General features: G+C 41.1%; 26 protein-coding genes, 1 tRNA gene, 1 pseudogene and 1 other annotated feature. Of the genes and pseudogenes, 20 read left to right on the top strand and 8 right to left on the bottom strand.

From position 1 onward, the window contains the following. Window positions 1-420 precede the first annotated feature (420 nt). Window positions 421-3597, top strand: coding sequence for a carbamoyl-phosphate synthase large subunit (gene carB, locus M1G01_RS03900; protein WP_247931215.1), 3177 nt, complete (start codon window positions 421-423; stop codon window positions 3595-3597). A gap of 220 nt (window positions 3598-3817) precedes the next feature. Further along, the gene (locus M1G01_RS03895; RefSeq protein WP_247931214.1) at window positions 3818-5152 is read left to right on the top strand and encodes an Nramp family divalent metal transporter; all 1335 of its coding nucleotides are present in this window, start codon (window positions 3818-3820) and stop codon (window positions 5150-5152) included. Between the two features lie 123 nt (window positions 5153-5275). On the opposite strand, the gene M1G01_RS03890 is transcribed toward M1G01_RS03895, so the two are convergent. From M1G01_RS03890 to M1G01_RS03880, 3 genes are all read right to left on the bottom strand, one after another. Further along, the gene (locus M1G01_RS03890; RefSeq protein WP_000710762.1) at window positions 5276-5518 is read right to left on the bottom strand and encodes a type B 50S ribosomal protein L31; all 243 of its coding nucleotides are present in this window, start codon (window positions 5516-5518) and stop codon (window positions 5276-5278) included. A gap of 163 nt (window positions 5519-5681) precedes the next feature. After that, window positions 5682-6545 (bottom strand): lantibiotic ABC transporter permease, encoded by an 864-nt coding sequence (locus M1G01_RS03885; RefSeq protein WP_247931213.1) that lies wholly within the window; start codon window positions 6543-6545, stop codon window positions 5682-5684. Between the two features lie 107 nt (window positions 6546-6652). Next, window positions 6653-7597: a DHH family phosphoesterase gene (locus M1G01_RS03880; protein ID WP_247931212.1), complete on the bottom strand. Its 945-nt coding sequence runs from the start codon at window positions 7595-7597 to the stop codon at window positions 6653-6655. Window positions 7598-7700: 103 nt separating this feature from the next. Between M1G01_RS03880 and M1G01_RS03875 the strand changes: the two genes are divergently transcribed. The 7 genes from M1G01_RS03875 to M1G01_RS03845 all read left to right on the top strand — a co-directional run bounded on the left by M1G01_RS03875 (window position 7701) and on the right by M1G01_RS03845 (window position 11878). Beyond that, window positions 7701-8144, top strand: a complete 444-nt coding sequence (locus M1G01_RS03875; RefSeq protein WP_001162125.1) for a flavodoxin — start codon at window positions 7701-7703, stop codon at window positions 8142-8144. A 117-nt stretch (window positions 8145-8261) separates the two neighbouring features. Continuing rightward, window positions 8262-8528, top strand: coding sequence for a chorismate mutase (locus tag M1G01_RS03870; protein ID WP_001046958.1), 267 nt, complete (start codon window positions 8262-8264; stop codon window positions 8526-8528). Continuing rightward, on the top strand, window positions 8525-8899 hold the full coding sequence (gene crcB, locus M1G01_RS03865) for a fluoride efflux transporter CrcB (RefSeq protein WP_247931210.1): 375 nt from the start codon (window positions 8525-8527) through the stop codon (window positions 8897-8899). The genes M1G01_RS03870 and crcB (M1G01_RS03865) overlap by 4 nt, the downstream gene beginning before the upstream one ends. Then, window positions 8893-9222, top strand: coding sequence for a fluoride efflux transporter CrcB (gene crcB, locus M1G01_RS03860; RefSeq protein ID WP_049490230.1), 330 nt, complete (start codon window positions 8893-8895; stop codon window positions 9220-9222). Before crcB (M1G01_RS03865) ends, crcB (M1G01_RS03860) begins: the two co-directional genes overlap by 7 nt. Window positions 9223-9340: 118 nt before the next feature. Continuing rightward, a complete protein-coding gene (rplS, locus tag M1G01_RS03855) occupies window positions 9341-9688 on the top strand; it encodes a 50S ribosomal protein L19 (protein WP_001068669.1) in 348 nt (115 codons plus the stop codon). A 42-nt stretch (window positions 9689-9730) separates the two neighbouring features. Further along, window positions 9731-9802 (top strand) — tRNA-Arg (locus tag M1G01_RS03850). 306 nt (window positions 9803-10108) lie between these two features. Continuing rightward, window positions 10109-11878, top strand: coding sequence for a DUF4365 domain-containing protein (locus M1G01_RS03845; protein WP_247931209.1), 1770 nt, complete (start codon window positions 10109-10111; stop codon window positions 11876-11878). Window positions 11879-12089: 211 nt separating this feature from the next. Here the strand turns inward: M1G01_RS03845 and yidA are convergent, their stop codons facing one another. Together yidA and M1G01_RS03835 are read right to left on the bottom strand one after the other, a co-directional pair. Further along, window positions 12090-12896 carry a sugar-phosphatase gene (gene yidA, locus M1G01_RS03840; RefSeq protein WP_247931208.1) on the bottom strand — a complete coding sequence of 269 codons (807 nt, stop codon included), beginning with the start codon at window positions 12894-12896 and terminating at the stop codon, window positions 12090-12092. A 12-nt stretch (window positions 12897-12908) separates the two neighbouring features. Further along, window positions 12909-14213 (bottom strand): HD domain-containing protein, encoded by a 1305-nt coding sequence (locus tag M1G01_RS03835; protein ID WP_247931207.1) that lies wholly within the window; start codon window positions 14211-14213, stop codon window positions 12909-12911. Window positions 14214-14284: 71 nt separating this feature from the next. On the opposite strand from M1G01_RS03835, the gene M1G01_RS03830 reads away from it, so the two are divergent. Further along, a complete protein-coding gene (locus M1G01_RS03830; RefSeq protein ID WP_247931206.1) occupies window positions 14285-14662 on the top strand; it encodes a YwiB family protein in 378 nt (125 codons plus the stop codon). Between the two features lie 24 nt (window positions 14663-14686). On the opposite strand, the gene M1G01_RS03825 is transcribed toward M1G01_RS03830, so the two are convergent. Next, window positions 14687-15769 carry a DEAD/DEAH box helicase gene (locus M1G01_RS03825; RefSeq protein ID WP_247931205.1) on the bottom strand — a complete coding sequence of 361 codons (1083 nt, stop codon included), beginning with the start codon at window positions 15767-15769 and terminating at the stop codon, window positions 14687-14689. Continuing rightward, window positions 15766-16743, bottom strand: a complete 978-nt coding sequence (locus M1G01_RS03820) for a Gfo/Idh/MocA family protein (RefSeq protein WP_247931204.1) — start codon at window positions 16741-16743, stop codon at window positions 15766-15768. The genes M1G01_RS03825 and M1G01_RS03820 overlap by 4 nt, the downstream gene beginning before the upstream one ends. Window positions 16744-16898: 155 nt before the next feature. On the opposite strand from M1G01_RS03820, the gene M1G01_RS03815 reads away from it, so the two are divergent. From M1G01_RS03815 to rpmA, 4 genes are all read left to right on the top strand, one after another. Continuing rightward, window positions 16899-17594: a YoaK family protein gene (locus M1G01_RS03815; RefSeq protein ID WP_002879917.1), complete on the top strand. Its 696-nt coding sequence runs from the start codon at window positions 16899-16901 to the stop codon at window positions 17592-17594. Window positions 17595-17648: 54 nt separating this feature from the next. After that, window positions 17649-17737 (top strand) — a sequence feature (ribosomal protein L21 leader region). Between the two features lie 34 nt (window positions 17738-17771). Further along, window positions 17772-18086 (top strand): 50S ribosomal protein L21, encoded by a 315-nt coding sequence (rplU, locus tag M1G01_RS03810; RefSeq protein WP_000109137.1) that lies wholly within the window; start codon window positions 17772-17774, stop codon window positions 18084-18086. Window positions 18087-18101: 15 nt separating this feature from the next. Next, complete coding sequence (locus M1G01_RS03805) at window positions 18102-18446, top strand: ribosomal-processing cysteine protease Prp (RefSeq protein WP_000613705.1); 345 nt, start codon at window positions 18102-18104, stop codon at window positions 18444-18446. 16 nt (window positions 18447-18462) lie between these two features. Further along, a complete protein-coding gene (gene rpmA, locus M1G01_RS03800; RefSeq protein WP_000916509.1) occupies window positions 18463-18756 on the top strand; it encodes a 50S ribosomal protein L27 in 294 nt (97 codons plus the stop codon). A gap of 166 nt (window positions 18757-18922) precedes the next feature. Here rpmA and M1G01_RS09695 read toward each other — a convergent pair. After that, window positions 18923-18997, bottom strand: a pseudogene (locus tag M1G01_RS09695) (AraC family transcriptional regulator); the annotation flags it as partial. On the opposite strand from M1G01_RS09695, the gene M1G01_RS03795 reads away from it, so the two are divergent. From M1G01_RS03795 to proC, 6 genes are all read left to right on the top strand, one after another. Beyond that, window positions 18990-19898, top strand: a complete 909-nt coding sequence (locus M1G01_RS03795; protein ID WP_247931203.1) for a LysR family transcriptional regulator — start codon at window positions 18990-18992, stop codon at window positions 19896-19898. The pseudogene M1G01_RS09695 and the gene M1G01_RS03795 overlap by 8 nt on opposite strands. After that, entirely contained in the window at window positions 19895-20362 is a 468-nt protein-coding gene (gene lspA / locus M1G01_RS03790) for a signal peptidase II (protein WP_049485321.1), read from the top strand. Before M1G01_RS03795 ends, lspA begins: the two co-directional genes overlap by 4 nt. Continuing rightward, window positions 20346-21245, top strand: coding sequence for an RluA family pseudouridine synthase (locus M1G01_RS03785; protein ID WP_049485320.1), 900 nt, complete (start codon window positions 20346-20348; stop codon window positions 21243-21245). Before lspA ends, M1G01_RS03785 begins: the two co-directional genes overlap by 17 nt. A gap of 101 nt (window positions 21246-21346) precedes the next feature. Then, window positions 21347-22456 carry a glutamate 5-kinase gene (gene proB / locus M1G01_RS03780; protein WP_049485319.1) on the top strand — a complete coding sequence of 370 codons (1110 nt, stop codon included), beginning with the start codon at window positions 21347-21349 and terminating at the stop codon, window positions 22454-22456. 9 nt (window positions 22457-22465) lie between these two features. After that, window positions 22466-23728 carry a glutamate-5-semialdehyde dehydrogenase gene (locus M1G01_RS03775; RefSeq protein ID WP_247931201.1) on the top strand — a complete coding sequence of 421 codons (1263 nt, stop codon included), beginning with the start codon at window positions 22466-22468 and terminating at the stop codon, window positions 23726-23728. Window positions 23729-23731: 3 nt separating this feature from the next. Continuing rightward, on the top strand, window positions 23732-24529 hold the full coding sequence (proC, locus tag M1G01_RS03770) for a pyrroline-5-carboxylate reductase (protein WP_247931200.1): 798 nt from the start codon (window positions 23732-23734) through the stop codon (window positions 24527-24529). Window positions 24530-24615: the final 86 nt, after the last annotated feature.

The raw sequence follows: 24615 nt of genomic DNA, 5'->3' as shown, positions 1-24615 counted from the left end.
ATTTATGTAACTGAACACGGACGGAAAGCTCGGAATTTAGAGAAACCAAGGAAGGATTGCTATCCTTGGTTCCCTAAAATTCAGTCGCTTTCTTATCGTCCTTTGTATCTTATTTAATGTCGCCTTGAGAGGCGACGAATAGAAAGGCAGGTCGTTTCTTTTAGTCGCTATCGGGCGAACTAAAAACTCCCTGCACTAGATTTTTTATCGAAAAATATCGTTTCTCTAAAAAATCGTCGGAGAATTTATTTAATGGCAACCCGAGAGTTGCCGAATAGAAAGGAGAAGGGTGGTCCGTATTTGCTGAACTGAATACGGGCTACGGACGGTGCTAAAAAGATAGTTATTCCTAGAACTGATAGTTCTTCGTCATAACTCCTATTTTAGCTTTGTCCGCTTGACGCCCTTAATATCTTATAAATGCCTAAACGTACTGATATTCAAAAAATTATGGTGATTGGTTCTGGTCCGATTATTATTGGTCAGGCTGCTGAGTTTGACTATGCGGGGACCCAGGCCTGCTTGTCTTTGAAAGAGGAAGGTTATGAAGTTGTCTTGGTGAACTCAAACCCTGCCACCATCATGACGGACAAGGAGATTGCGGACAAGGTCTACATCGAACCGATTACACTTGAGTTTGTGACACGTATTCTCCGTAAGGAACGTCCAGATGCCTTGCTCCCCACACTTGGTGGTCAGACAGGGCTCAATATGGCCATGGAATTGTCTAAAAACGGTATTCTTGATGAGCTTGGTGTCGAACTTCTGGGGACTAAATTGTCTGCCATTGACCAAGCGGAGGACCGTGACCTCTTTAAACAATTGATGGAAGAGCTTGAGCAGCCGATTCCTGAATCTGAAATTGTCAACACAGTGGAAGAAGCTGTTTCCTTTGCGACATCAATCGGCTACCCTGTTATCGTTCGTCCAGCCTTTACCCTAGGTGGTACTGGTGGTGGTATGTGTGCCAACGAGGAAGAACTGCGTGAAATTGCTGAAAATGGGTTGAAACTGTCACCTGTTACCCAGTGTTTGATTGAGCGTTCCATTGCTGGTTTCAAGGAAATTGAGTACGAAGTCATGCGCGATTCAGCTGACAATGCCCTTGTTGTTTGTAACATGGAAAACTTTGACCCAGTTGGGATTCACACAGGGGATTCTATCGTATTTGCCCCTGCGCAAACTATGTCAGACTATGAAAACCAAATGCTTCGTGACGCGAGCTTGAGCATTATCCGCGCTCTTAAGATTGAAGGTGGATGTAACGTTCAGCTGGCCCTTGATCCACACAGCTTCAAGTACTATGTTATCGAAGTAAACCCTCGTGTATCGCGTTCGTCAGCCCTTGCTTCTAAGGCAACTGGTTATCCGATTGCCAAATTGGCTGCCAAGATTGCAGTTGGTTTAACTCTAGATGAGGTTATCAACCCAGTTACAGGTTCAACTTATGCTATGTTTGAGCCAGCCCTTGACTACGTGGTTGCCAAGATTCCACGTTTCCCATTTGACAAGTTTGAAAAAGGTGAGCGTCGTCTTGGAACTCAGATGAAAGCGACTGGGGAAGCCATGGCCATCGGTCGTAACATCGAGGAATCTCTTCTAAAAGCCTGTCGTTCACTTGAAATTGGGGTTCACCACAATGAAATGCCTGAACTGGCAACCGTTTCTGATGATGCCTTGATTGAAAAGGTTGTCAAGGCCCAAGATGACCGTCTCTTCTACGTATCAGAGGCCATTCGCCGTGGTTACACACCAGAAGAAATCGCTGAATTGACTAAGATTGATATCTTCTATCTTGATAAACTCTTGCACATCTTTGAAATTGAGCAAGAATTAGGTTCCCATCCACAAGATCTAGAAGTCTTGAAAACTGCTAAGCTTAATGGTTTCTCAGACCGTAAGATTGCGGAACTCTGGAAAACGACAGCTGACCAAGTTCGCCAACTTCGTTTGGAAAACAAGATTGTTCCAGTCTACAAGATGGTCGATACCTGTGCGGCAGAATTCGACTCTGAAACACCATATTTCTATTCAACCTATGGCTGGGAAAATGAGTCTATCAAGTCTGATAAGGAATCTGTACTTGTCTTAGGTTCAGGTCCAATCCGTATCGGTCAAGGGGTTGAGTTTGACTATGCAACTGTTCACTCTGTTAAGGCGATTCAGGCTGCTGGTTATGAAGCCATCATCATGAACTCAAACCCAGAGACCGTTTCAACCGACTTCTCGGTATCAGACAAACTTTACTTTGAGCCATTAACATTCGAAGATGTCATGAATGTTATCGATTTGGAGCAACCAAAAGGCGTTATCGTTCAGTTCGGTGGTCAAACAGCTATCAACCTTGCCGAGCCATTGGCCAAAGCAGGTGTGACCATTCTTGGTACCCAAGTCGCTGACTTAGACCGTGCCGAAGACCGTGACCTCTTTGAGCAAGCCCTCAAAGACTTGGATATTCCGCAACCGCTTGGGCAGACTGCAACCAATGAAGAAGAAGCTGTGCTTGCTGCTCGCAAGATTGGTTTCCCAGTCCTCGTTCGTCCATCTTATGTCTTGGGTGGACGTGCCATGGAAATCGTTGAAAACGAAGAAGATCTCCGTTCTTACATGCGTACCGCTGTTAAGGCCAGTCCAGACCACCCAGTCCTTGTTGACTCTTACATCGTTGGGCAAGAGTGTGAAGTTGATGCCATTTCAGATGGAAAAAATGTCCTCATCCCTGGTATCATGGAGCATATCGAACGTGCTGGTGTCCACTCAGGTGACTCAATGGCCGTTTACCCCCCACAAACCTTGTCTCAAAAGGTGCAGGAAACCATCGCAGACTATACTAAACGCCTAGCAATCGGCCTCAACTGTCTTGGGATGATGAACATCCAGTTTGTCATCAAGGATGAAAAAGTCTATGTTATTGAGGTCAATCCACGTGCCAGCCGTACCGTTCCATTCCTTTCAAAAGTAACCAATATCCCTATGGCTCAGGTAGCAACTAAGCTCATTCTTGGTCAAAAACTTGGAGAACTTGGTTACCAAGATGGACTTTATCCAGAAAGCACTCGCGTTCATATCAAGGCGCCAGTCTTCTCCTTTACGAAACTAGCTAAGGTAGACAGCTTGCTCGGTCCTGAAATGAAGTCAACAGGGGAAGTTATGGGTTCTGATACAACTCTTGAAAAAGCTTTGTACAAGGCCTTTGAAGCTTCTTACCTGCACTTGCCAACTTTCGGAAATGTAGTCTTTACCATCGCTGATGATGCCAAAGATGAAGCTTTGGACTTGGCTCGTCGTTTCCAAAATATCGGTTACGGTATCCTCGCGACAGAAGGGACAGCAGCCTTCTTTGCTAGTCATGGACTGCAAGCCCAACCTGTTGGTAAGATCGGTGACGATGAACAGGATATCCCAAGCTTTGTTCGCAAAGGGAAAATTCAAGCAATTATCAATACTGTCGGAACCAAGCGAACTGCTGACGAAGATGGTGAGCAAATCCGCCGTTCAGCTATTGAACACGGTGTGCCACTATTTACAGCTCTAGATACAGCTAATGCCATGCTTAAGGTGCTAGAAAGCCGTAGTTTTGTCACAGAAGCGATCTAGTTGAGAAAGAATTTTTACAGTTTTAAAGCCAGCGTCAGAAAACGCTGGCTTTTGCAATACTGATATTGCTTATTTCAACTATCATTTTTTTTATTTGTAATCATTCTAAAATGTGATATAATAAGCGTGAATTGGAAATAGGTAAACTATTTTCATCATTCTTTCAAAAAATATTCTATTAAGAAATATGTAAAGACAGATTAGAAAGTGTAAAATCCCTATGTCCTCTTATAAAAAAGTCTCTCTTTCTGAGATCAATCAATCTATTGAGACTCCAAATAACAATCATTTTTGGCAAAATCTAAAAGCATTCTTAGGACCTGGTGCACTTGTGGCAGTTGGCTACATGGATCCAGGAAACTGGATCACCAGTGTGGTTGGTGGTGCCTCCTACAAGTACAGCCTTTTATTTGTTATTTTAATTTCATCCATCATTGCTATGCAGCTACAACAGATGGCTGGAAAGCTCGGTATCGTGACTAGGATGGACCTAGCACAGGCAACAGCACATCATGCTCCCAAGTGGCTTCGCTATAGTTTGTGGGTGATTTTAGAATTAGCTTTAATGGCGACAGACTTGGCTGAGGTTCTAGGTTCAGCGATTGCCTTAAATCTTTTGTTTAAAATACCGATTATGGTCGCTATCCTCTTAACCGTTTTAGATGTATTTCTTTTATTGTTGTTGATGAAATTTGGCTTCAAAAAAATTGAAGCCATTGTTACGACCCTAATTTTAACCATATTAGCCATCTTTACCTATCTGGTGGCCTTATCCAGTCCAAGTATTCAGGGTATTTTTGGTGGTTACTTACCAACTCCAACATTATTTGAAACACCATTACCTGGTCATGAAAGCCAATTGACCCTGGCTCTAGGAATTGTGGGAGCGACAGTCATGCCCCATAATCTCTATCTTCATTCCTCTCTATCCCAGACAAGGAAAATCAATCACAAAGATAAGAAGGATGTTCGAAAAGCCGTGCGTTTTATGACCTGGGATTCAAATCTTCAGTTGTCCTTAGCCTTTATTGTCAATTCCTTACTTCTTATTTTAGGGGCCTCTCTCTTTTTTGGTCATGCATCTGAAATTTCAGCATTCTCCCAAATGTACAATGCTTTACAGGATTCGACAATAGCAGGAGCGATAGCTAGCTCAACTCTGTCAACTTTGTTTGCTTTAGCCCTTTTAGCAAGTGGTCAAAATTCGACCATTACAGGTACTTTGACAGGACAGATTGTCATGGAAGGCTTCTTGCATCTGAAATTGCCTCAGTGGATGATCCGTATCGGGACCCGTATTTTTGCATTGCTTCCTGTGATTGTTGTTGCCGTTTTGTTTGGATATCAAGAAAAAACCTTGGATCAGTTATTGGTCTATTCACAGGTCTTTTTGTCAATTGCTCTTCCGTTTTCAATCTTCCCCTTAATTTATCTGACCTCTAAGAAGTCACTGATGGGAGAATTCACCAATGCCAAGTGGAACACAATCCTAGGTTACGCAGTTTCCATTATCTTAACCATTCTCAATATCAAACTTCTTTTTGATATTTTTTAAACTTGTTCAAATTAGTTTTCGGTACTAGCTTGAAGCTTGATATTGAGATAATAGCAGTGGTTGGTTCATAAAAACATAAAAAGAAGTAAAAAAAAAGAACAGTGGTAACTGTTCTTTTTATGATTATTTGAGACCGTATTTTTTGTTGAAACGATCCACACGTCCATCTGCTTGAGTGAACTTTTGACGTCCAGTGTAGAATGGGTGTGAGTCTGATGAAATTTCCACACGGATCAATGGGTAAGTTTCGCCTTCGAACTCAACAGTTTCGTTAGAGCGTTTTGTTGAACCGCTAAGGAATTTGTAACCAGTAGTTGTGTCCATGAAGACAACTGGGCGATATTCTGGATGGATATCTTTTTTCATTTTGCAATATTTCCTTTCTGCCATGGTCTCTTTGCGAGCCATAGATTGTTACCATACTAGTCTATCAGATTCTGATAAGTTTGGCAAGTCTTTTCCCTGATTTTATTAAAAATCTTGATAAAAAATCACTCCAGTGTTTACTGGAGTGACGGTAGAAGAATGATTAGTTCTCTTGATTTGGAGCTTTTTCTTCTTGTTGATTTTTTACTTCTGTTTCTTTTACTGGTTCTACGTTTTCTGCTGCTGATTCAGCTTCTTTTTCAGATTCAGTAGCTTCTGTTTCTGTTGATTCTGTTACAGTTTCAGCTTCAGCCTCTGTTTCTGTTGGTTCGGCTACTGGCTCAGCTTCTGTTTTTGTTTCAGATTCAGTAGTTTCTTCTTTTACTGGTTCTGCGTTTTCTGCTGCTGATTCAGCTTCTACATTAGCTGGTTCCTTAGCTTCTTCTTTTTGCTCGGTTTCCTCTTTAACAGTCTCTGTTTTTTCAGCAGTAGTTTCTTCTTTTTTACGTTCTTGAGATTCTTTTTTGATTTCTTCGACTGCAGTTTTAACGGTAGAGCTTGTTACACGTCCGACAGTTTGAGCAAAATCTTTACCAGACTCAGCTAATTCAGTAAATGACTCTTTTGTAATTTTACCACCTGACATTGCCAAGAGACCAGTTACAACTAGTGCAATGCTAGCAAGAATAGCTAAAATCAAACCAAAGCCGATTGAAATGCCGTATCCACCAAAGTTAGACATGTATTTATTTACATTAAAGAGACTATTTAGTGTGACAAGAGTTGCAATTGCACCCGCAACAATGACACCAATTGAGAACCCTTTAGGCATTGCTTTATTCATATTATTCAAGCAAGCAAGAACAATAGACACAATAGCTGCGATAATGACAAACCACCCATCTCCTTGGTAACCATTCACACTATAGGACCCAAAAGAACCTGCATTTAAACTAGCCCATGGCAAGAGTGAACCAAGGATGGCTACTCCAGCAGAAATGAGGATAAACAAACGATTTTTTTCCATTATTAAGTCTCCTTTTATTCAGTTTGATTTATTATACCATAAACTGAGGTACAAATAAACCGTATATTTTAAGAATCTAGCATATAAAAGGCCAAGAAAATTCTTTCTTAGCCTTGGTGAATCTGTAGAGTCTCTTTCAGTTCTTGGTATATTTGTTCGTTTTCTTCTAGACTATAGGAATTGGCGCCACTGGCTAATGGATGCCCTCCCCCGTCGTGTTGTTTGGCAACCTGATTGATTGGAGTGATTTTACTGCGCATACGCACACGGAAGTGACCATCAGCTTGTTCAACAAAGATAGCCCAAGCCTTAACAGTATCAATTCGACCAGGTGCTCCGACAATTGCCGCTGTTTCAGCATCCGTAACCTTATATTTTTCCAAGATGTCTTGAGTAAGCAGAACGCGTGCAGCCCCATTCTCATCAACTTCTAAGAGATCATAAACATACCCTTGCAATTTTGCAATCTTGAAGCTCATGGTATCCATTTGACGAGATAATCCAGCAAAGTCAAAATCAATTTCTCGGAGCTGGCCAGCTATTCTAAAGGTACGGGCACTAGTTGACGGGTAGAGAAAACGCCCTGTGTCCCCGACAATTCCTGCATAGAGAAGTCGTGCCGCTTCACTAGACAAAGCTAGCTGATTTTCTTGAGCAAATAATGCAATCATCTCACTGGCACTGCTTGAACTTGTATCCACCCAAGATAGGTCACCATAGATATCATCGTTTGGATGGTGATCGATTTTGATGGTGAAAGCAGCTTGTTCGTAGCGTTTATCATCGATACGAGGACAATTTGCTGTATCACAAATAATAGCAAGAGCTCCTTGGTAGTCACTGTCTTGGACAGTATCCATTTCCGCCATCCAGGTTAGAGTTGGTTCGTTATAACCGACCGCTTTGATAGTCTTTTCTGGAAAATGGTGTGTGAGAAGAGCTTTCAAGCCCACTTGACTCCCTAAAGCATCAGGATCTGGTTTCATATGACGATGAATGATAATGGTATCGTATTCTTTGATTTTCTCTAATATTTGCTGGCAAATTTCCATAAATAACCTCAATTCTTTCTCATTTCATTGTAGCACAAGAATTTTTATTTTTAAAATGAAAAAGATATGATATAATGGAGAAAGATAAATTGAGGAGGAAGATATGGCATTAGCAAAAATTGTATTTGCCAGTATGACCGGTAATACCGAAGAAATTGCAGATATTGTAGCAGATAAATTGCGTGACTTGGGCTTGGATGTCGATGTGGATGAATGTACGACTGTTGACGCTTCAGACTTCTTGGAGGCGGATATTGCAATCGTTGCGACTTATACTTACGGTGATGGAGAATTGCCAGATGAGATGATGGACTTCTACGAAGACCTAGCAGATCTCAACTTGAATGGCAAAATCTACGGAGTGGTCGGTTCAGGAGATACCTTCTACGACGAATTCTGTAAGGCTGTCGATGACTTTGATCGTGTTTTTGTAGCGACAGGAGCAGAAAAAGGTTCAGAGTGCGTTAAAGTGGACCTCTCTGCCGAAGAAGAAGACATCGAACGTTTGGAACAATTCGCAGAAGAATTGGCTGCAAAAGTAGGATAAGAATCAAACTGCGCTGACTGGAAGAAGTCAGTGCGTTTTTTTATTAGTTTTTTTGGGATTTTACTAGCCTATTTAGAGGCTTTTTGATACAATAATTCAAATAAAGGAGGAGACTGTATGAACTTAGATATTATTCGGCAAGAAATTGATCAAATTGACAATCAAATCGTCAAGCTCCTAGAAGAACGAATGCACTTGGTTGAGGGTGTAGTTGCCTATAAGAAAGCCTCAGGAAAACCTGTTTTAGATACTAAGAGAGAAGCAGTTATTTTTGAAAAGGTTAGAAGTCGTGTAGAGGATAAGCGCTATCAGGAGACTATTGTTGCGACTTTTTCAGATATTCTCAAACGTTCGCGTGATTATCAGGATCAAAACATTAAATGAAAAAAGAACAATTTTATCCGCTAGGGATTTTTCTAGCTGCAATGGTGGGAGGCCTTGTCCGCTATCTCATTTCCACTTGGTTACCAGCTAGCCCAGACTTTCCTTGGGGAACCCTTCTCGTCAACTATCTGGGAATATTCTGCCTGGTCTATCTGGTAAAAGGCTATCTGGCCCATAAGGGAACTAGTAAAGGCTTGGTTTTGGCGCTGGGGACGGGTTTTTGCGGAGGTTTAACAACCTTTTCTAGTCTACTCTTGGATGCTATGAAATTGCTCGATACTGGGCGTTATCTTAGCTTAGTCATCTATCTGCTTTTGAGTATTGGAGGAGGTCTGCTCTTGGCTTATGTTCTAGGGAGGAAGAAATGGTAATCGTTTATCTTGCAATCGCCTGCGGGTTCGGAGCCCTGGTGCGTTATTTCTTTTCCCGCTATAATCAAGCTTCAAAATTACCTCTAGGAACTCTCATAGCCAATCTTCTAGGATGTTTTTTGATCGGCCTACTCTACAATCATGTGGAGTCCAAGGAAATCTATGCCATCCTAGCGACAGGTTTTTGTGGAGGGTTAACGACCTTTTCAACCTTGAATGATGAGCTACAAAGACTGTTAAGTGACAAGAAGGTGTTTTATATCTATTTTCTCTTAACTTACATAGGCGGTTTTCTAGCGATTTTTTTAGGAATTCTGCTATAAATTTCTTTACTTTTAGATGGAAATTTGGTAAACTGTATCTTGTGTGTAATGGACGCACAAAAATACAGTTTATCCGCTGAGGAAGGTTCCTCAAGATTGACAAAGATAGGAGAATAAAATGAATCCATTAATCCAAAGCTTGACTGAAGGTCAACTTCGTACAGATATCCCATCATTCCGTCCTGGTGACACTGTTCGTGTACACGCGAAAGTTGTCGAAGGAAACCGTGAACGTATCCAGATTTTTGAAGGTGTTGTTATTGCACGTAAAGGTGCTGGCATCTCAGAAAACTACACAGTTCGTAAAATCTCTAACGGTGTAGGTGTTGAGCGTATCTTCCCAATCCACACTCCACGTGTTGAAAAGATCGAAGTTGTTCGTTACGGTAAAGTACGTCGTGCGAAATTGTACTACTTGCGTGCTCTTCAAGGTAAAGCAGCTCGTATCAAAGAAATCCGTCGTTAATTCGACTAAAAAACTCTGCTTACCCAGCAGGGTTTTTCTCTAGCTCCCTTAGTTCAATGGATATAACAACTCCCTCCTAAGGAGTAGTTGCAGGTTCGATTCCTGCAGGGGGCATTTTTAGTAATGTAAAGAAAGACAAAGAAAATTCAAAGTGTTAGTTTAAAGGCAATCATCACAAGTTTGTTTTTTAAAATAACTTAGTATTTTTGGAATTTTTGACCAAAGTGTGACCAAAAGTCAATGAATATAGAATAAAGTAGATCAGGAAACTGGTCTATTTATTTTGTAATTATTAATGAACAGTATTTTTTAAGTTTATAATATTCAGTTTAAGTTAAATAGTTGTAATTATAGTATATAAGTTTTTCTTTGTTAATGGTATAATATAAAGTATATAGAGCTATTTTTCGAGGTGCGGATTTGGCAAATAATAGACAAATTGAGACATTAGGTGTTTCATATCTGACAACATTCATAAATAGACATAGTTTACTTCAGACTTATTTTGATAGTAATGATAAAACTCCAGTCTGGGATGGTGAGATTCATGTTCTTAAATCTTCTAGTGAGAAAAAAAGTGAAATATTTGGTAAAGTACCTGTTCAAATTAAAGCTACAAGGCAACAGAAGAATAAATTGAAATCCTTCTTGTTAGACATAAGTGATTTAGAATTATATTCAAAAAATGGTGGTGTAGTTTTATTCGTAGTTTGGTTAAGTGAGAATGGTGATTTAAGAAATATCTACTATAAATCATTACCTCCTCTTTCTATAAAAAAACTAATCAAAAAAAATAATTTAAAAAATAAAACAACAAGCAATAAGAAACTTTCTGTACAGATTCATGAATTAGACGAACAAAAACTGTACCCCATGCTAGTCGATTTTATAACAAATAGTCGTAAGCAATATAGCTTCATAAATGTTGATGGTATTTCAGTTGAAGATATTTCTGACGATAATAATCTTAAATTCTATTTTTATGGTCAAGGAAAGGGAGAAATCTTTAACTACCAGGAAGAACACGATCTCTTTTTTTATTATAGAAATCCTCAAACTGGTATTGAAGTACCAGTCGAAAATAAATTAAAAGTTGTTGAAACATATGAAGATACCAATCTAATTATTACAGTTGGGAATCATATGTTTCAAGATGTAAACAGACATCGATTTCCTGATGGGAGTGTAGAACTCCATTTTGGTGAATGCTTTAAAATGTCCTTTGATGTTAAAAATGAACAATTCCATTTTAACTACACAAGACCTAATATGCTATCAAAAGCTTTAAAATCCACTCAGGTACTTCAAGAACTTGGAAGAATAGGATATTTCAATCTCGATAACAGTAAAATAGAATTAGATGAACAGTCAATATTGGGTATTACTTCACGTGATTTAGATACTGAAGTAAAGGAATTATTAAAGATCTCAAACTTCATGGAAAATATGGGAATACAAAAAGATGTGGATTTAACTTACTTTGATAAACAATCTCAAATAAATCTAAATATCCTTAATTCAGGCCTTGTTCTAAAGAAGAAGGTTGCCTTAGATTATAATGAATCTAAATTACTTCATCTAAGAATTGCTAATATTCATATTATTGCCTTATATGATTTTACAATAGATAAGAACGGAACTATGATTGATATCTTTACTGAAATTCCCTGGTGTAGGAGAGGTGAGGGGAAAGATTCTTCAGATATTTCAATTTTTGAAGTTTTTGAACCTAACGATTGGCTAAAAATAGATAATTGTAATTTTGATTCGGTTATTGCCTCATATCAAAGATTAGTTGATAATGACTTGAAATTTGAAGATGCTAACAACACTATTATAAAAATAGTTATTGCTGCTGACATGGCAGAAGATGTTTCTAGAAGAGAGTTATTGCTTAATTGGGCACAATGTCTTTCTAATTGGAACTTAAAATACTCCCAAAATAGTGAGATGGCTATAATAAATGACCTTCAAATAAAATCTAGAGTTCGTAAATTAAACAGCAAAGAAATGGAGATTCTGAGCAATATTTTAGTAAATAGTAATGATAACTATGAACTTTGTTTCGGTTCATCAGTGTTATTAAAATCGAAACCACAAGCTGATTTGTTTTGGAATAAACTGGATAATGAGACAAAAGAAAGATATAAAGACTTTCCTATTTATACTTTGTATATGAAATTATCGTAAAATTAAAAGAGATTATAAAGAGATAACATATAGAAATAGAGAGTGATTTATTACAATTCAGTACCACAAATTAAGGAAGCAATGCCTATTTTTTGTACTCTCAAGATTTAAGTAACTGTACAACTGCAATTCAATTTATTAATTTACTCTCATTGTGATATATTCATACAAAACCCGCTCAGTTGAGCGGGTTTTATCTATTCTTGCCTTTTTACAATACCCATTTACGGATGGCATGGGCTACACCAGATTCATCATTTGTTTTGGTAATGTATTTGGCGATTTTTTTGAGTTCGGGGTTTCCGTTCTCCATAACAACGGGGTTACCAACGACTTCAAGCATAGCACGGTCATTTTCTTCATCTCCGATAGCCATAGTCTCATCTTTTGTCAATCCTAGTTTTTCAGCTAGATGTGTAATAGCTGAGCCCTTGTCTACACCTTTTTTGAGAAGTTCTAGGTAGAAAGGAGCAGATTTGTTGATAGAGTAGCGCTCGTAAAATTCTGCAGGAATCTTTTCAATAGCAGCATCGAGAATCTCAGGCTCATCGATAAACATACACTTGACGATTTTCTTGTCAGCCATTTCTTCAGGAGTGCGGTAAAAGATAGGCATGCTGACAAGGGTAGATTCGTGTACGGTATATTTACCGATATTACGATTGGCTGTATAGATACCATCTTTGGTAATAGCATGCATATGAACTCCAAGTTTACGGCTGAGAAATTCCATATCCAGATAGTCTTCGTAGGTCAAGGATTCGCTGATAATCTCATGTCCTGTAGCAGTTTCCTGAACAAGGGCACCGTTGAAGGTTACAACGTAGTCCCCTTCGTCTCTCAACTGCAAGTCGTCAAGGAGTTTAGCAACACCTGCAATAGGACGGCCGGTTGCAATGACAACCTTGACACCAGCTCTTTTAGCATCTTGGATGGCTTCAAAAACTTCGGGAGTAATCTCTTTTTTGCTATTAACTAGGGTACCATCGATATCGACGGCGATTAGTTTTATACTCATAAATTTCCTCTATTATTTCTTATCTGGGGTAAAATGATCATTCTCAATCAAATGTGAAAATTGTTGAATGATACTCGTGAAAATACTGTTTTGCTTAAGCATTTCTTTAGGGAAGTAGAAACGGTTGTCACCATGACGGCTTCCTGCAAGAGATTGAACGATAGGAGATAGGCTAGAAAGTTCGGCCAGCTCGCCATTTTTTTGGACAATTTCAATCTGTGTTCTAGGATTTTCGGACTCTGGTCGATAAATATCGTAAGGAAGGTCAAAATTCTTGTGGATAGCAGTGTAGTAGTTGGGGTCAAAACCAATTTCTTCTACAAAGTTCCGCATGATTTCAAGCTGGTCTTGGTCGTCCTCAGAAAAAGTAATAGATTTAAAGACCTTACGGTTAATAAAACGTTGGGAAAGGTCGGCTAGAATTTTATCTGTACTAGTCATCCAGAGTTGGAAGTAGGTATTCATCACGCCATCATCCAGAGCAAGATAGTCAGATAGAGTAACTTTCTTTTCAAAAAAAGGTAGCAAATGAGGAGAAGTGCGTGCAAAGAAGTCCTTGTCTTCAGGATAGAGTTCCTTGGCGCGTTTGAGGAGATTTTGTAGGAGAACTTCCATGGCCCGTGTTGCTGGGTGGAAATAAACCTGCATATACATCTGGTAGCGACTGAGAACATAGTCTTCGATGGCATGCATGCCGTTGCGCTGAAAGGCGATGCCATTTTCGACAGGACGAATGACTCGGAGGATGCGAGTCAGGTCAAATTCCCCATAAGATGCTCCTGTAAAATAGGAGTCGCGCAAGAGATAGTCCATACGATCCGCATCAATTTGGCTAGAAATGAGCTGCACGACCTGCTTGTTAGGATAGGTATGATCGATGACACTAGCCACCTTTTTGGGGAAATCTGGCGCTACTTGTAGCAGGACTTGGTGAATCTCTGTCTCAGGACTTTGGATGATTTCCTGAGTAATGGCTTCATGATCTGTATCGAAGAGATTTTCAAAAGTATGGGAGTAGGCACCATGTCCAAGGTCATGAAGGAGCGCAGCGGTCATGGTCAAGAGAGATTCAGCAGGATCCCATTCTTCAGGATATTTTTCTTCAAAAATCTCCGTGATACGACGAGCAATCTCATAGACTCCCAAACAGTGGGAAAAGCGACTGTGCTCCCCACCATGGAAGGTATAGCTGGAAGTCCCCAGTTGCTTGATACGGCGAAGACGTTGAAATTCTTTTGTATTGATCAAGTCGTAGATGACCTGATTATTTACATGGATATAGTTGTGAACTGGGTCACGGAATACTTTTTCGTTCATATGACCATTATAGCAAAATCCTGCTCTTTTTGGTAAAATAGTAGGACAAGAGACAAGAAAGAGGACCTGATGTGAAGATTCGGATGCGAAATAGGATTCAGTTTGATGAGCAGTTGGAAGTGATTGACCAGCTTTATGACGTTGAAGTGCATGAAAAAGGGGATTTTAGCTATTTACTCTTTTATAATGAGGAAAAAGAGAAAGTGGTTCTCAAGTTTCATGAAGAAGAACTGGTGATGACCCGTTTCTCGAGTCCCAAAACCATCATGCGTTTTCTAAAGGATAGCGATAGTTTAGCCTATATTCCTACACCTATGGGGATGCAGGAGTTTATCATACAAACGAATCACTACAAACTGGATGGGCAAAAGATTGAATTAGCCTATCAACTGCAAAACCAAGAGGGACATCCTTTTGCCAGCTATCAATTAGAAATTACTTGGGGATAAGAAAAAGGTTGGTGAATGCCAACCTTATTTGATATAGAGTTCTTGATTTTTTAGGACAATTTCACGCACACTTGCGAATTTCTTGAGTTTTTTAAGGTCTTCTGGATGGGTTACGAGAGTGATAACATAGCCCTCTTTGCCCATGCGACCTGTACGACCAGCGCGGTGAGTGTATGTTTCCATGTCTCTAGGAATATCAAAGTTTACGACACATTCTAGGCTATCGATATCAATTCCACGTGCCAAAAGGTCAGTTGCAAGGAGCAGGGTTAGCTGTTTGTTCTTAAATTTTTCTAATATGACTTTTCGAAATTTCACATTGACATCACTAGCGAGGGAGACAGCCAAGACATCACGATACTGTAATTTTTCTTCTGCACTTCCAAGATCTGACAAACTATTAAAGAAAACTAGTCCGCGGAAATCCTCTACATGAGCCAGTTTTCGTAGCATATCAACTCGGTGACGTTGGTCTACCTGCATGTAGAAGTGTTGGATGTTGTCCAACTTTTGGTCAGAAAGATCAATGGTGCGCGTGTTTGGCGCAATCTTTTCTTGGTCAAACTTGGTCGTCGCACTCATGTAGATGAGTTGGTGGTCACGAGGTGCGTAGTGAGTGATTTTCTCGACAAAGTGAATCTGAGAATCATCGAGCAATTGGTCAAATTCATCCAGGATGATGGTTTCCACATTCATCATCTTGATTTTTTTCAATTTAATCAACTCAAAGATACGGCCAGGTGTTCCAATCAGAATTTCTGGTCCCTTTTTCAGACGCTCAATTTGGCGTTTTTGGCTCGAACCTGATAGAAATAGCTGAGCAGTTAAGCCAATGGCCTCACCCCAAGTTTTAGTGACTTCAAAAATCTGTCCAGCTAGTTCTGTATTTGGTGCTAGGATCAAGAGTTGTTGGGCTTTTTTCTTTTGCAGTTTGAGAAGACTAGGTAGGAGATAGGCTAAAGTCTTCCCTGTACCAGTGGGACTGACTCCAAGAATATTTTCCCCTTCTGTTATAGGTTCAAAAAGTTGAGTCTGAATGGGAGTGAAGTCTTGGAAACCGAGTTGGTCGCTCAGTTCTTGCCATTCAGTAGGTAGTTTGGTTTTCATTTTTCTGCCTCAAATCTAATGCCAGCAGTCTGGCGCATGGTATAGAGTAAATCATGAACAGAACCTGCATCATCCAGCCAGTTCTGGTAAAGCGTCTGGTCTGGTTGCTGGATCATGTGTGCAAATGCAGCAACTTCCTCAGTCATCGTATGGGGAGCCTGTTGGATAGGGAGCTGGACTTGATTTCCTTGGTGGTCGCTAAAAATAGCTGAGCGGACATGTTCAATCGTGTTAAGGGTCAAGGTTCCATCTACTGTATAAATCTCGCAAGGAAGATTGGAAGTGATGTTTTTCCCAGCCTTGATATGAACTTGAAAGTCAGGGTAGAAGAGGATACCGTCTCCATTTAGGTCAATGCTATTCTCAAGCTGTTGGGCCTGGTAGGTTGCGTCCTGAGCCTTTCCAAAAAGACGAACGGCAGCATAGAGAGGATAAATCCCCAAATCCATAAGGGCTCCACCAGCAAAACGGTCTGAAAAGACATTTGGCGTCTGCCCAGCCAACAAGTTCGGCATCTTGGATGAATACTTGGCATAGTTGAAATCTGCTCCCAACACTTGCTTGTCTGCTAAAAAGTTTTTGATAGTAGTAAAAGCTTCCTCGTGGTAGTTTCGTGCTGCTTCAAAGATAAAACAATTATTTTTCTCAGCTGTCTGTCTCAAATCCAGCCACTCTTGTGGCTGAGTGACAGCTGGTTTTTCAAGAATGACATGCTTGCCAGCAGACAAGGCAGCCTTTGCTTGAACAAAATGCAAGGAGTTTGGACTGGCGATATAGACCACATCAAAGGAAGACTTAAAGAAGTCTCCTAATTGATCAAAGAGTTGGATATCCTGATAGCGGGAAGCAAAGGTTGCCGCAGTTTCTAACTTTCTAGAGTAGACAGCAACCAGCTGGTATTCTCCACTGGCATGGGATGCTTCTATGAAATGATGGCTGATAGCGCCTGTTCCGATAACACCTAATTTAAGCATAAATACTCCTTTTCCGACTTCAAATCCTTCCTTCATTATAACATAGAAAAGAAGGACTATCCAACAGATGGTAAAAATTTTCAAATGGGCTACGAATTTCTTGGAGAAAGTGGTACAATATTTAGATAAGTAGATGAAATGAGAAGGGGGAGAAGATGAGATTATTACCAATAAGAAAAATATCACGTCAGTCTAAGAGGCTAGCGCTTTTTTTGACTTTTTGTGCAGGGTATGTCGATGCCTATACCTTTATCGTGCGAGGGAACACCCTTGTGGCTGGACAAACAGGGAATGTGGTTTTTCTCTCTGTAGGACTCATTCAACAAAATGTATCGGATGCTAGTGCTAAAGTAATGACCTTGCTTTTCTTTATGATGGGTGTCTTTTTTCTGACATTGTATAAGGAAAAACTACGAATTGTTAAAAAGCCGATTTTGTCCTTGATTCCACTTGCAGTCTTATCCCTAATTATAGGCTTTGTGCCGCAAACGGTTGACAATATCTATCTCGTACCGCCCTTGGCCTTTTGTATGGGTCTGGTGACAACTGCTTTTGGAGAAGTGTCAGGTATTGCCTATAATAATGCTTTTATGACAGGGAATATCAAACGAACCATGTTGGCTTTTGGAGATTATTTCCGGACCAAGCATACGCCTTTCCTACGAGAGGGCTTGATTTTTGTTAGCTTGCTTAGCAGTTTTGTCTTCGGAGTTGTTTTTTCAGCTTATTTGACGATTTATTATCAGGAGAAGACAATTCTAGGTGTTCCTCTTATGATGAGTATCTTTTACTTCAGTATGCTTTTTGCTTCTTGGAGAAAAAAAGGAAAGAAAAAGCTTAAATTTGATTGATTTCGCTTGTAAGAAAAAAGAAGATATGCTATACTTGAAGAGTTGACTATGCACAGTCCTGTGCAACCGCACGAACATCGTTTGCTCACATAGTGAGTATAAAGTGGTTCGTCCCACGATGCTAGGCGAGTCTTCACAAAAATACGGGGAAACCCTAAAAATCATAGGAGGTGCATAATGAGCACATACGCAATTATCAAAACTGGCGGAAAACAAGTTAAAGTTGAAGTTGGTCAAGCAATCTACGTTGAAAAATTGAACGTTGAAGCTGGTCAAGAAGTTACTTTTAACGAAGTTGTTCTTGTTGGTGGTGAAAACACTGTTGTCGGAACTCCACTTGTTGCTGGAGCTACTGTAGTTGGAACTGTTGAAAAACAAGGAAAACAAAAGAAAGTTGTTACTTACAAGTACAAACCTAAAAAAGGTAGCCACCGTAAACAAGGTCACCGTCAACCATATACAAAAGTTGTCATCAACGCAATCAACGCTTAATTTTAAGGAGAACACATGATACAAGCAGTCTTTGAGAGAGCCGAAGATGGCGAGCTGAGGAGTGCGGAAATTACTGGACACGCCGAAAGTGGCGAATACGGCTTAGATGTCGTGTGTGCATCGGTTTCTACGCTTGCCATTAACTTTGTCAATTCCATTGAGAAATTTGCAGGCTACGAACCAATCTTAGAATTAAACGAAGATGAAGGTGGCTATCTAAAGGTTGAAATACCAGCGGATCTTCCTTCACACCAGAGAGAAATGACCCAGTTATTCTTCGAATCATTTTTCTTAGGTATGGCAAACTTATCGGAGAACTCTTCTGAGTTCGTCCAAACCAGAGTTATCACAGAAAACTAACACGGAGGAAAACATTATGTTAAAAATGACTCTTAACAACTTGCAACTTTTCGCCCACAAAAAAGGTGGAGGTTCTACATCAAACGGACGTGATTCACAAGCGAAACGTCTTGGAGCTAAAGCAGCTGACGGACAAACTGTAACAGGTGGATCAATCCTTTACCGTCAACGTGGTACACACATCTACCCAGGTGTAAACGTTGGACGTGGTGGAGACGATACTTTGTTCGCTAAAGTTGAAGGCGTAGTACGCTTTGAACGTAAAGGTCGCGATAAGAAACAAGTTTCTGTTTACCCAATCGCAAAATAAAAAGGTCCAGTGAACCTTTTTATCCCGATCCTTGAAATGAAAAGGTGAGGAAGCTAGAACTAGCATAAAATAAGGCTTTCCGAGTTTTCGGAGAGCCTATTTTTTTGTTTTGATACCCATTTTGAATTTAATAGAGAATAGTTAGATTTAAACTTGCGATGAGTACTTTTTTCTTTTTTGGAAAAATTCTGAAATATGGTATAATGAACAGATAGAGAAGTTGGGGGTAAAAGATGAACATTCAACAATTACGCTATGTTGTGGCCATTGCCAATAGTGGTACTTTCCGTGAAGCTGCTGAAAAGATGTATGTAAGCCAGCCAAGTCTGTCTATTTCTGTGCGCGATTTGGAAAAAGAACTGGGTTTTAAGATTTTCCGTCGGACGAGTTCGGGAACGTTTTTGACCCGGCGTGGAATGGAATTTTATGAGAAAGCGCAGGAGTTAGTTAAAGGCTTTGATGTTTTTCAAAATCAGTATGCCAATCCTGAGGAAGAAAAGGATGAATTTTCCATTGCCAGTCAGCACTATGACTTCTTGCCACCAACCATTACGGCCTTTTCAGAGCGTTATCCTGATTATAAGAACTTCCGTATTTTTGAGTCTACTACAGTTCAAATTCTTGATGAAGTAACTCAGGGGCACAGTGAGATTGGGATTATCTACCTCAACAATCAAAATCAAAAAGGAATTATGCAACGGGTTGAAAAGTTAGGTCTCGAAGTCATTGAGTTGATTCCTTTTCATACCCATATCTATCTGCGTGAAGGTCATCCCTTGGCGGAAAAAGAAGAACTGGTCATGGAGGACCTAGCGGATTTACCAACGGTTCGTTTCACTCAGGAAAAGGATGAGTATCTATACTATTCAGAGAACTTTGTCGACACCAGCGCGAGCTCCCAGATGTTTAATGTGACCGACCGTGCTACTTTGAATGGTATTTTGGAGCGGACGGATGCCTATGCGACAGGTTCAGGGTTTTTAGATAGTGACAGTGTTAATGGCATCACAGTCATTCGTCTCAAGGATAATCTAGATAATCGCATGGTCTACGTCAAACGGGAAGAGGTGGAGCTTAGCCAAGCTGGGACTCTTTTCGTTGAGGTTATGCAAGAATATTTTGATCAAAAGAGGAAATCATGAAAAAAAGAGGAATAGTAGCAGTCATTGTACTGCTTTTGATTGGGCTGGATCAGTTGGTCAAAAATTATGTTGTCCAGCAGATTCCACTGGGTGAAGTGCGTTCGTGGATCCCCAATCTCGTTAGCTTGACCTATCTGCAAAATCGTGGGGCAGCCTTCTCCATGCTGCAAGATCAGCAGTGGTTATTTGCTGTCATTACACTGGTCGTCATGGTAGGTGCCATTTGGTATCTACATAAACACATGGAGGATTCTCTCTGGTTGGTTTTTGGACTGACCTTGATAATCGCTGGAGGTCTGGGAAACTTTATCGACAGAATGAGTCAAGGTTTTGTGGTGGATATGTTTCACCTAGACTTTATCAACTTTGCGATTTTCAATGTTGCTGACAGCTATTTGACAGTTGGTGTGATTATTCTATTGATTGCAATGCTTAAAGAGGAAGTAAATGGAAATAAAAATTGAAACTGGTGGGCAACGTCTAGACAAGGCTCTGTCGGACCTGACAGAATTGTCACGCAGTCTCGCGAATGAACAAATCAAGGCTGGACAAGTTTTGGTTAATGGGCAAGTAAAGAAAGCAAAATACACTGTCCAAGAGGGGGATATCGTCAGCTACCATGTGCCAGAACCGGAGATTTTAGAATATGTGACTGAAGATATTCCGCTAGATATCATCTACCAAGATGAGGATGTGGCCGTTGTTAACAAACCTCAGGGGATGGTGGTTCATCCGAGCGCCGGTCATACAAGTGGAACCTTGGTCAATGCCCTCATGTATCATATAAAAGACTTGTCAGGTATCAATGGTGTTCTCCGACCGGGTATCGTTCACCGTATTGATAAGGACACGTCGGGTCTCCTCATGATTGCGAAGAATGATGAGGCCCACTTAGCACTTGCCCAAGAACTCAAGGATAAGAAGTCTCTCCGCAAATACTGGGCGATTGTTCATGGCAATCTTCCCAATGATCGTGGTGTGATTGAAGCTCCGATTGGTCGTAGTGAAAAAGATCGTAAGAAACAGGCAGTGACTGCTAAAGGGAAGCCAGCAGTGACTCGTTTTCAAGTCTTGGAACGCTTTGGAGATTATAGTTTGCTAGAGTTGCAACTGGAAACAGGGCGTACTCACCAAATCCGTGTTCATATGGCTTATATTGGCCATCCAGTCGCTGGTGATGAAGTCTATGGTCCTCGTAAGACACTGAAGGGACATGGGCAATTTCTCCATGCTAAGACTCTAGGCTTTACTCATCCGAGAACAGGTGAAACCTTGGAGTTCACAGCAGATATTCCAGAGATTTTTAAAGAAACGCTGGAAAGATTGCGTAAAACTGAGAATAGATAAAAGAGTTGAGATGCCTTGTCTCAACCTTTTTCATTTCAAGTCTTTTCCATTTTAAAGTATTCATGTTATAATGGATAAATATGAAGAATCGGAGTGAGAATATGAAGTACAAACGAATCGTCTTTAAGGTAGGGACTTCCTCCTTGACAAATGAAGACGGGAGTTTATCAAGGAGTAAAGTAAAGGCAATTACCCAGCAATTGGCTATGCTACATGAAGCTGGACATGAGTTGATTTTAGTGTCATCTGGGGCAGTTGCCGCTGGATTTGGAGCTTTGGGTTTTAAAAAACGTCCGACCAAGATTGCAGATAAACAAGCTTCGGCTGCAGTTGGTCAGGGACTTTTGTTGGAGGAATACACAACCAACCTCCTCATGCGCCAGATCGTTTCTGCACAAATCTTGCTGACACAGGATGATTTTGTAGATAAGCGTCGCTATAAGAATGCCCACCAGGCCTTGTCTGTATTGCTTCATCGTGGTGCAATCCCCATCATCAACGAGAATGACAGTGTCGTTATTGATGAGCTCAAGGTCGGGGACAATGACACTCTGAGTGCCCAGGTAGCGGCGATGGTTCAAGCAGACCTTTTAGTTCTCTTGACCGATGTGGACGGTCTCTATACTGGCAATCCTAATTCGGATCCAACAGCTAAACGTCTTGAGAAAATCGAGACTATCAATCGTGAGATTATTGATATGGCTGGTGGAGCAGGTTCGTCAAACGGTACTGGGGGCATGCTGACAAAAATCAAAGCTGCAACTATTGCGACGGAGTCAGGTGTGCCAGTCTATATTTGCTCCTCCTTGAAATCTGATGCCTTGATTGAGGCAGCTGAAGAAACTAGGGATGGTTCCTTCTTTGTTGCGCAAGAGAAGGGACTTCGTACCCAGAAACAATGGCTGGCCTTCTATGCTCAAAGTCAGGGAACGATTTGGGTAGATGGTGGAGCTGCAGAGGCACTTTCAAAAAACGGGAAAAGTCTCCTTTTATCGGGTGTGGTAGAAGTGGAAGGAAACTTCTCTTACCACGATATTGTAACAGTAGCAGATAAAGAAACAGGTCAATCTCTTGGAAAGGGACGTGTCCAATTTGGTGTCTCAGCCCTAGAAGATATGCTCCGTTCTCAAAAAGCTAAGGGAGTCTTGATTCACCGTGATGACTGGATTTCCATCACTCCTGAAATCCAGTTGCTCTTTACAGAATTTTAGAGGTGAACGATGGTAAGTACACAAGAACAATTTGAACAGGTACAGGCTGTTAAAAAGTCAATCAATACTGCCAGCGAAGCAGTGAAAAACCAAGCCTTGCTAGCTATGGCTGATCATTTATTGGCAGCTACTGAGGAGATTTTAGTGGCCAATGCCCTCGATATGGCAGTGGCCAAGGGGAAAATCTCAGATGTCATGCTAGACCGTCTTTATTTGGATGAGGGACGTATAGAAGCGATGGCAAGAGGGATTCGTGAAGTGGTTGCTTTACCAGATCCAATCGGTGAAGTTTTAGAAACCAATCATCTTGAAAATGGCTTGGTTATTACCAAGAAACGTGTGGCCATGGGGGTTATTGGAATTATCTACGAAAGTCGTCCAAATGTGACGTCTGACGCGGCTGCTTTGGCTCTTAAAAGTGGCAGTGCGGTCGTTCTTCGTAGTGGTAAGGACGCCTACCAAACTGCTCATGCTATTGTCACAGCCTTGAAGAAGGGTTTGGAGACGACTACCATTCATCCAAATGTGATTCAACTGGTGGAAGATACCAGCCGAGAAAGTAGCTATGCTATGATGAAGGCCAAGGGCTATCTAGATCTTCTCATACCTCGTGGAGGCGCTGGCTTGATCAATGCCGTGGTTGAGAATGCCATTGTGCCTGTTATTGAGACAGGAACTGGGATTGTCCATGTCTATGTAGATAAGGATGCCGATGAAGACAAGGCTTTGTCTATCATCAACAATGCTAAAACCAGTCGTCCTTCTGTCTGCAATGCCATGGAGGTCTTGCTAGTTCATGAAGACAAGGCAGCAAGCTTCCTTCCTCGCTTGGAGAAAGTGCTGGTTACAAGTCGGAAAGAAGCTGGACTGGAACCAATTCAATTCCGCTTGGATGAGAAAGCAAGTCAGTCTCTTTCAGGTCGAGCAGCTGAGGCACAAGACTTTGACACCGAGTTTTTAGACTATATCCTAGCGGTTAAGGTTGTGAGTAGTTTAGAAGAAGCGGTTGCGCATATTGAAGCCCACAGTACCCATCATTCGGATGCCATTGTGACGGAAAATGCTGAATCTGCAGCCTACTTTACAGATCAAGTGGACTCTGCAGCGGTTTATGTCAATGCCTCAACGCGTTTCACTGACGGGGGCCAGTTTGGACTTGGATGTGAGATGGGGATTTCTACTCAGAAACTGCATGCGCGTGGTCCAATGGGCTTGAAAGAGTTGACCAGCTACAAGTATGTGGTTACTGGTAACGGACAGATAAGGGAGTAAGAGATGAAGATTGGATTTATCGGTTTGGGGAATATGGGAGCTAGTTTGGCCAAGGCTGTTGTGCAGGCCAAGACGGGTGCTCAGATTCTCCTTGCCAATCGTAGTCAAGCAAAAGTAGATGCTTTCATTGCCAACTTTGGTGGTCAGGCTTCCAGCAATGACGAAATCTTCGCAGAAGCAGATGTGATTTTTCTAGGAGTTAAGCCTGCTCAGTTCTCAGACTTGCTTTCTCAATACCAGACCATCCTTGAAAAACGAGAGAGCCTTCTTTTGATTTCCATGGCGGCTGGATTGACCTTGGAAAAACTGGCTAGACTACTTCCAAGTCACCACCGAATTATTCGCATCATGCCCAATACTCCAGTGGCTATCGGCCAAGGAGTGATTAGTTATGCCATGTCAGCAAATTGTCGTGCTGAGGACAGTGAACTCTTTTGTCAATTATTGGCCAAGGCCGGTCTTTTGGTTGAGCTGGGGGATGGCTTAATCGATGCTGCGACAGGTCTTGCAGGCTGTGGACCAGCCTTTGTCTATCTCTTTATCGAAGCCTTGGCAGATGCAGGTGTGCAGACAGGATTGCCCCGAGAAATGGCTTTGAAAATGGCAGCCCAAACAGTAGTCGGCGCTGGGCAAATGGTTCTCGAAAGCCAGCAACATCCTGGAGTTTTGAAAGATCAAGTTTGTAGCCCAGGAGGTTCGACTATTGCTGGTGTAGCACGTCTGGAAGAACATGCCTTTAGAGGTACAGTCATGGACGCAGTTCAGCAAGCTTACAAACGAACACAAGAATTAGGTAAATAAGAGGTGGCCTTGACTGCCTCTTTTATGGTGCATGGAATAAGAAGACAAAAAGATTGTCACAAAAACCTATTTTTTTGATAGAATAG

Source organism: Streptococcus oralis (genome assembly GCF_023110055.1).
Classification (GTDB): Bacteria; Bacillota; Bacilli; order Lactobacillales; family Streptococcaceae; genus Streptococcus; species Streptococcus oralis_BY.
This window is presented reverse-complemented; position numbering and strand designations above follow the sequence as displayed.

Bases quoted from the DNA above. Each gene is read 5' to 3' on its own strand.
- lspA (WP_049485321.1), top strand. From the start codon at position 19,895: ATGAAAAAAAGAGGAATAGTAGCAGTCATTGTACTGCTTTTGATTGGG.
- M1G01_RS03875 (WP_001162125.1), top strand. From the start codon at position 7,701: ATGGCATTAGCAAAAATTGTATTTGCCAGTATGACCGGTAATACCGAA.
- rplU (WP_000109137.1), top strand. From the start codon at position 17,772: ATGAGCACATACGCAATTATCAAAACTGGCGGAAAACAAGTTAAAGTT.
- M1G01_RS03870 (WP_001046958.1), top strand. From the start codon at position 8,262: ATGAACTTAGATATTATTCGGCAAGAAATTGATCAAATTGACAATCAA.
- M1G01_RS03805 (WP_000613705.1), top strand. From the start codon at position 18,102: ATGATACAAGCAGTCTTTGAGAGAGCCGAAGATGGCGAGCTGAGGAGT.
- M1G01_RS03835 (WP_247931207.1), bottom strand. From the start codon at position 14,213: ATGAACGAAAAAGTATTCCGTGACCCAGTTCACAACTATATCCATGTA.
- rplS (WP_001068669.1), top strand. From the start codon at position 9,341: ATGAATCCATTAATCCAAAGCTTGACTGAAGGTCAACTTCGTACAGAT.
- M1G01_RS03885 (WP_247931213.1), bottom strand. From the start codon at position 6,545: ATGGAAAAAAATCGTTTGTTTATCCTCATTTCTGCTGGAGTAGCCATC.
- crcB (WP_247931210.1), top strand. From the start codon at position 8,525: ATGAAAAAAGAACAATTTTATCCGCTAGGGATTTTTCTAGCTGCAATG.
- proC (WP_247931200.1), top strand. From the start codon at position 23,732: ATGAAGATTGGATTTATCGGTTTGGGGAATATGGGAGCTAGTTTGGCC.
- proB (WP_049485319.1), top strand. From the start codon at position 21,347: ATGAAGTACAAACGAATCGTCTTTAAGGTAGGGACTTCCTCCTTGACA.
- M1G01_RS03820 (WP_247931204.1), bottom strand. From the start codon at position 16,743: ATGCTTAAATTAGGTGTTATCGGAACAGGCGCTATCAGCCATCATTTC.
- M1G01_RS03785 (WP_049485320.1), top strand. From the start codon at position 20,346: ATGGAAATAAAAATTGAAACTGGTGGGCAACGTCTAGACAAGGCTCTG.
- M1G01_RS03825 (WP_247931205.1), bottom strand. From the start codon at position 15,769: ATGAAAACCAAACTACCTACTGAATGGCAAGAACTGAGCGACCAACTC.
- yidA (WP_247931208.1), bottom strand. From the start codon at position 12,896: ATGAGTATAAAACTAATCGCCGTCGATATCGATGGTACCCTAGTTAAT.
- M1G01_RS03880 (WP_247931212.1), bottom strand. From the start codon at position 7,597: ATGGAAATTTGCCAGCAAATATTAGAGAAAATCAAAGAATACGATACC.
- M1G01_RS03775 (WP_247931201.1), top strand. From the start codon at position 22,466: ATGGTAAGTACACAAGAACAATTTGAACAGGTACAGGCTGTTAAAAAG.
- M1G01_RS03815 (WP_002879917.1), top strand. From the start codon at position 16,899: ATGAGATTATTACCAATAAGAAAAATATCACGTCAGTCTAAGAGGCTA.
- M1G01_RS03895 (WP_247931214.1), top strand. From the start codon at position 3,818: ATGTCCTCTTATAAAAAAGTCTCTCTTTCTGAGATCAATCAATCTATT.
- M1G01_RS03795 (WP_247931203.1), top strand. From the start codon at position 18,990: ATGAACATTCAACAATTACGCTATGTTGTGGCCATTGCCAATAGTGGT.
- crcB (WP_049490230.1), top strand. From the start codon at position 8,893: ATGGTAATCGTTTATCTTGCAATCGCCTGCGGGTTCGGAGCCCTGGTG.
- rpmA (WP_000916509.1), top strand. From the start codon at position 18,463: ATGTTAAAAATGACTCTTAACAACTTGCAACTTTTCGCCCACAAAAAA.
- M1G01_RS03890 (WP_000710762.1), bottom strand. From the start codon at position 5,518: ATGAAAAAAGATATCCATCCAGAATATCGCCCAGTTGTCTTCATGGAC.
- carB (WP_247931215.1), top strand. From the start codon at position 421: ATGCCTAAACGTACTGATATTCAAAAAATTATGGTGATTGGTTCTGGT.